This window comes from Microvirga sp. P4_G7, assembly GCF_056401005.1.
Window position 1 is genome coordinate 1 of record NZ_JBFUKD010000193.1, and the last position, 5,984, is coordinate 5,984.

Annotated in this window: 4 protein-coding genes; 3 read left to right on the forward strand and 1 reads right to left on the reverse strand. The window is 61.2% G+C overall.

Annotated elements, in window-relative coordinates; translation table 11 throughout:
• Positions 1-1,543: ribonuclease E/G (locus AC1DT3_RS10435; protein WP_477465186.1), on the forward strand; the 1,543-nt coding region annotated here is incomplete at its 5' end.
• Positions 1,544-1,709: 166 nt separating this feature from the next.
• Positions 1,710-3,674, forward strand: coding sequence for a cadherin domain-containing protein (locus tag AC1DT3_RS10440; protein ID WP_477465187.1), 1,965 nt, complete (start codon positions 1,710-1,712; stop codon positions 3,672-3,674).
• A 10-nt stretch (positions 3,675-3,684) separates the two neighbouring features.
• Here AC1DT3_RS10440 and AC1DT3_RS10445 read toward each other — a convergent pair whose 3' ends face one another.
• Positions 3,685-4,866 carry a pyridoxal phosphate-dependent aminotransferase gene (locus tag AC1DT3_RS10445; RefSeq protein WP_477465188.1) on the reverse strand — a complete coding sequence of 394 codons (1,182 nt, stop codon included), beginning with the start codon at positions 4,864-4,866 and terminating at the stop codon, positions 3,685-3,687.
• 179 nt (positions 4,867-5,045) lie between these two features.
• On the opposite strand from AC1DT3_RS10445, the gene AC1DT3_RS10450 reads away from it, so the two are divergent.
• The gene (locus AC1DT3_RS10450; RefSeq protein WP_477465189.1) at positions 5,046-5,831 is read left to right on the forward strand and encodes a DsbA family protein; all 786 of its coding nucleotides are present in this window, start codon (positions 5,046-5,048) and stop codon (positions 5,829-5,831) included.
• Positions 5,832-5,984 lie beyond the last annotated feature (153 nt).

Here is a 5,984-nt window from a genome sequence, read left to right on the forward strand (position 1 = left end):
CGCCATCCGCGACCTTTATAACAAGGATATCGACGATATCCTGGTTTCCGGCGACGAGGGTTATAGGGAAGCGAAGGACTTCATGCGCATGCTCATGCCGAGCCATGCGAAGATCGTCCAACCTTATCGCGAACAGCAGCCTCTTTTCGCCAAGTACGGCATCGAGGCTCAACTCGATGCGATGTTCTCGAATACGGTCACGCTGAAATCCGGCGGCTATCTCGTCATCAACCCGACCGAGGCTCTGGTTTCGATCGACGTCAACTCGGGACGTTCGACCCGCGAGCACAATATCGAGGACACGGCGCTTCGCACGAACCTCGAAGCGGCCGAGGAAATCGCACGCCAGCTGCGCCTGCGGGATCTGGCCGGTCTCGTGGTGATCGACTTCATCGACATGGAAGAGAAGCGGAACAACCGCGCCGTCGAGAAGAAACTGAACGAGTGCCTCAAGAACGATCGCGCCCGTATCCAGGTCGGCCGCATCTCGCCCTTCGGTCTCCTGGAGATGTCGCGTCAGCGCATCCGCACCGGTGTCTTGGAATCGTCCTCGATCCCTTGCCCGCATTGTGCCGGGACCGGCTCCCTCCGGGCGACTCCGTCGGTTGCGTTGAATGTTCTGCGCACCATCGAGGAAACGCTGATCAAAAGCGCAGGCTACAACCTGATCGTCCGTACGCGGGTTGAGGCGGCGTTCTACATTCTCAACCAGAAGCGCATCCACCTGCGTGAGCTGGAAACCCGATTCGGTGTTTCCATCACCATCCAGGCCGATGAATCGCTGATGGGCACCACCACATTCGCGATCGATCGGGGCGAACCGGCCCTGCGCATCGAGCACAAGGCGGCCGCGACCGGCGTCCAGATCGACGCCATCGTCCCCGAAGACGAGTCGGACGAAGTCGAGGAAGCGACGTTCGAAGACGTCGAGGCCGAGTCCGACGAGAGCACCACTGAATCCGAACGCGGAGAAGAGGGTGACGGCAACGGCCGCCGTCGTCGTCGCCGCCGTCGCCGGCGTGGGCGCGACCGGGAAGGTGCGGCCGGTGAGGCCGAGACGGGTGATGAAGGCGAGGCTCGCGAGGAAGATGGCGAAAGCGTCTCGTCGGACGAGCAGGAGACCGCGGAAGCCTCTGAGGACGACGCCAATGGCGAGCCCGGAAGCGAGGAGCGCAACAGCCGCCGTCGTCGTCGTGGACGTCGTGGTGGTCGCGGCCGCAACCGCGAGGAAGGCTCGGAGCAGATCTCCGAGGGAGCAGCTTCGAGCGACGAAACGCCCCGCGCCAGCGAGCCCCGTTGGGTTCCCGAAACCGTGAGCGCAGAACCAGTCGAAGTGGAAGCCCAGGCGACCAGCGTTCCGCGCTTCACGGCTCCTCAACGCGAACCTGTGGAAGCCCGTGCCGAGGAACAGGCTATCGAGGCCATGACGCCGGCGCTTCCCGAGCCTGAACCGGTCGCCGTCGTGCTCACCCCGGCCGACCCGGATCGGCCCAAGCGAGCCGGCTGGTGGTCTAAAGCCAAGTCAGTGCTCAGCGGATCGTGATCCGTTGAGCCGATCTTAAGTGAGAGCCCCCGGCATCGTCGGGGGCTTTTTCGTTACATCGACTCGATCGTTGACTTGATCGGCGGATAGCTCGCGTTGCGCAAATAGTCCTATCGTTCCGTAATGACATTCATTACAAGTGCACAAGCTCCGTCAGGACCCCGCGATGCCCTTCCCCAAAACACTCCCAAACGATCTGACCGCACCAACGGGAGTGCGGCAGCGCGTGTCGCCACCCCTCCAAACCTTCATCGACCTCGCCGCCGCTCCGCTCGCTGCCGGGTCCGAGTATGTGCTCACGGCCCAGGCCGAAACACTGACCGGTGGAGCGGGCGATGACACCTTCATCGCGCACCGTTGGCACGTCGATGACGACGAGCTATATGGCGGCGACGGGAACGACACTCTTCGCTTGATCGATGGAGGGCAGATCCGCGTTATGGATCTCAAGGCCCTCGTCAGCATCGAAACGATCACCGGTTCGGTCGCGGACGATATCATCTACACGCTTGCCACCCAATTGACGGACGTCAGACGGATCGACGGCGGCGGTGGGAACGACCGCCTCGCCATATACGGGCCGACAGTCGATCTCACCGGGAAAACGATTACCGGATTCGCGTCGATCTATGTGTCGGAAGCGGTCGTGACGGTCGACGACAAGCAGATGGCATTCGCCCTTACCGCGAACGATTCTCACGACGACAAGGTGATCCTCACGCAAGGTTCTCTCTCACGAGAGGATCGGCTGGAGTTGCACCGAAACGGGTTTGAGACGGTCGAGGGGAAGAACGCAGCCGGCGAAACGGTCGTCACGCGCAGCCAGCCGGAGTTTCGCGAAATCGACGGGGACCGCGTGCCGTTCAACCGCGACGGTCCGTCTTTCATCGACGCCGGTCGCAACGCGGTGATCGACGCCGTTCTCAATCCCTGGCTGTTCGGCGCCTACCTGTGGGATACTCCAGGATATCCCACGCAAGGGACTTTTGGTCTCGATACGTCTGCCGGCAGTGGCATCACGCTCTCGGACGAAAGGACGGCCATTGGCAGGGCCGTCCATGTGGATGGAATTCTGGTCGGATACATGACGACCCCCGACAATGGATTGTCGATCGGCATCGAATTCGATTTCTTGGCCGGCGCAGCCACGCCCGCCCTGGTGCAGAGACTCATCCGCGCGCTCACGTACAGCAACGTGGTCGATCCCGTGGACGCTGAGTTCAAAATCGAACTTTATCTGGTTGACGAGAGAGCCAACGAAATAGGGGCGACGATTACGGTCGACCCTGCGATGCCCGTCAACCACAACCCGACCCAGGTCGAGCTCAGCCACACGAGCATTGACGAAATGGCCAAAGCGGGCACTTCGGTGGGAACACTCACGGCCCTGGATCCCGACGCCGGCGAGACTTTCACCTACACCCTTCTCGACAATGCCAACGGCCGATTTGCCATCGACGGGAACAAGCTCGTCGTCGCCAATGGCAGCCTTCTCGACTACGAGATCGCGACCTCCCATTCGATCACGATCCGCGTGACGGATTCAGGTGGTCTCACGTTCGACAAGAGCATTGCCATTCACGTTCGCGACGTCGTCGAAAACGCTCCGCATCCTGAACCGGAGAAGCCCGAGACAATCATCGGAACGGGCCGGGCCGATCGCCTGACAGGAACGATCGGCGTCGACAAGATTTGGGGCGGCGGCGGAAACGACACAATCCTGGGCGGCAATGGTGACGACGTTCTCCGCGGTGGCGCCGGCAAGGATACTCTCGCGGGCCAAGCGGGCAGAGACACGTTCATCTTCGACACGGCCCTGGCGCGCAAGAATAACAGCAACATCGACACGATCACGGATCTGTCGGCGAAGCACGATCGCATCCTTCTCGACAACAATGTGTTCAAAACACTCAGCAACAGGGGATCTGCCGACAATCCGGTTCCGCTGTCCAAGCAGGCGTTCTGGAAGGGCACCAGGGCGCACGATGCCTCCGATCGCATCATCTACAACCCTAAGACGGGGGAGCTGTTCTACGACGGCGACGGCACCGGCTCTCAGGCCGCCATCAAATTCGCGGTGCTCCGGAATAAGCCCGGCAGCTTCAGCGAGAAGGACATTTTCGTGATTTGATCGCGATCCGCTACTTCAACCAATTCGCCAAACGAGCCACGGTTTCGCGACAATCGTTTTCCGAGCCGGCGAACGACAGTCGCATATAGTGAGCGCCTTCGATCGGATCGAAATCCAACCCGGGCGTCGCGGCGACGCCCGCCTCTTCAAGCATGCGCTTGCAGAACCCGATGGAATCGTTCGTGTAGCGGGCGATGTCCGCATAGATGTAGAACGCACCATCGACCGGATGCATCTCGGTGATGCCGATCCGTGGAAGCTCCTCTAGCAGCAGCGCGCGATTGCGCGCATAACCAGCCTTGATCTGCTCCAGCTCTTCGGTGGCCTCAAAGGCTGCAAGAGCCGCGACCTGCGAGAGATAGGGCGGCGAAATGTAGAGGTTTTGCGCGAGCCGCTCTATGGGCCGAACCAATCTATCCGGCACGATGATCCAGCCGATGCGCCAACCCGTCATGCAGTAGTATTTGGAGAACGAGTTGATCACGACCGCATCGTCGTCCGAGGTGAGCGCCGTCGAGGCCGGCTCCCCATAAGTCAGCCCGTGGTAAATTTCGTCCGAGACAAACCAGAGGCCGAGCTTCCGGCATGTTTCTCCTAGACCCGCCAGCGCCCTCCGGCCGATCATGGTGCCGGAAGGATTGGCCGGGCTCATGGCCAAGATGCCGTGAAATGGCTTGTCCAGATACGCCTTCTGCACAGCGTCTGCGGTCATGATCCAACCGTCAGACCGCCCAAGCGGCATCACCACCGGCTCGAGATCGAGCGCTTCCAAGATATTTCGATAGGCTGGGTATCCCGGCGCGGTAATCGCAACGCGTTGCCCGGTGTCGAACAGGCTCAGAAAGGCCAGCACGAAGCCTGCCGACGAGCCAGTCGTGACGACCACTCGCTCCGGTGAGATCGCCACACCATAGGTATCGCGATAATGCCGCGCGATCCGCTCGCGCAATGGCGCCAGGCCGAGCGCCTCGGTGTACCCGATACGGCCGAGGTCCAGAGCGGCCTTCGCTGCCTCGCGCACGATCCGCGGAGCCGCGGCGGATGGCTGGCCGACCTCCATATGGATGACGCTGTCGCCTCGCCTTTCTTTCGCCGCGGCGGCGCTCAATACATCCATGGCCAAAAAGGACGAGACGCGGTCCATGCGCTGGGCGATGCTGGGGAGTGGCGGCGTGGCTATCGATTTTGTCATGGAGGGCTCCTATCCGCTTGAGCCGCCGCCTTCAACATCTTGTCAACGAAGGCGTGATTTGACGTTGGCGCACCTACAGCGTTAACCCAAGTCCTCGATAATCTCTCATTCTTAGACGACCGACGGCCATGTCTCTCTCAAATGGTCCCGTTCCATGCATCGCCGCAAAAGGACAGATAATGCGCTTCTCTCTTCGCCATGCCCTCGGAATGGTGGCTGTTGCCGGAACGCTCGTGCTCGGTGCATCGGCCAACGCCCAGAACGCGCCGTTCAATGAGGCGCAACGCCAAGCCATCGGCGGGATCGTGCGGGATTATCTCCTGAAAAACCCGGAAGTTCTCCAGGAGGTGATTGCCGAACTGGAGAAGCGCCAAGCCGACACTCAACGCACTGCYCAATCCGCCGCGATGAAAGAATCGCGCCAAGCGATCCTGAATGCCCCTCACTCCTATGTGGCCGGGAACCCGATGGGCGACGTCACGCTTGTCGAGTTTTTCGACTACAATTGCGGTTACTGCAAAAAGGCTCTGAGCGACGTCCGGACTCTGGCGAAAGCAGACCCGAAATTGCGTATTGTTCTGAAAGACTTCCCAGTGCTGGGTCCCGAGTCGCTTGAAGCAAGCCGAGTTGCCCTGGCCGCCCGCAACCAGCTCCAGGGCGACAAGCTTTTCGACTATCATTACAAGCTCATGGACAGCCGCGGCCGTGTGAACGGCGAGCGCGCCATCGCCGTCGCCAAAGAGATGGGTCTCGACGTCGCCCGGCTTCAGAAGGACATGAACAGCGACGAAGTCCGCGCCGCGCTTCAGGAGAATGCCGCCCTTGGCGACAAGCTCGGCCTCACCGGTACCCCGGCCTTCATCGTCGGCGACGAGGTCATCCCCGGCGCCGTCGGCCTGGAACCGCTGAAGCAGGTCGTGGCCAACGTCCGCCAGTGCGGCAAGGCCGATTGTCGGACCCAGTGAGGGTCCGGGACCGGCTTTGGGCCCAAGATTAGGCGGTAATCCCCTTCTTCCACCGGAATGAGCATGTCGCTCCCCTTTCCCAAGCCTCGGCTTTTGGCTAAGAGGGCGGTTCGGCTTCCGCTTGCGGAGGCTATTGGAGTGCTCCTGCCGCAA

What these genes read in the sequence shown, in the direction of transcription:
- AC1DT3_RS10440 (WP_477465187.1), top strand. Translation starts at nt 1,710, where the DNA reads ATGCCCTTCCCCAAAACACTCCCAAACGATCTGACCGCACCAACGGGA.
- AC1DT3_RS10445 (WP_477465188.1), bottom strand. Translation starts at nt 4,866, where the DNA reads ATGACAAAATCGATAGCCACGCCGCCACTCCCCAGCATCGCCCAGCGC.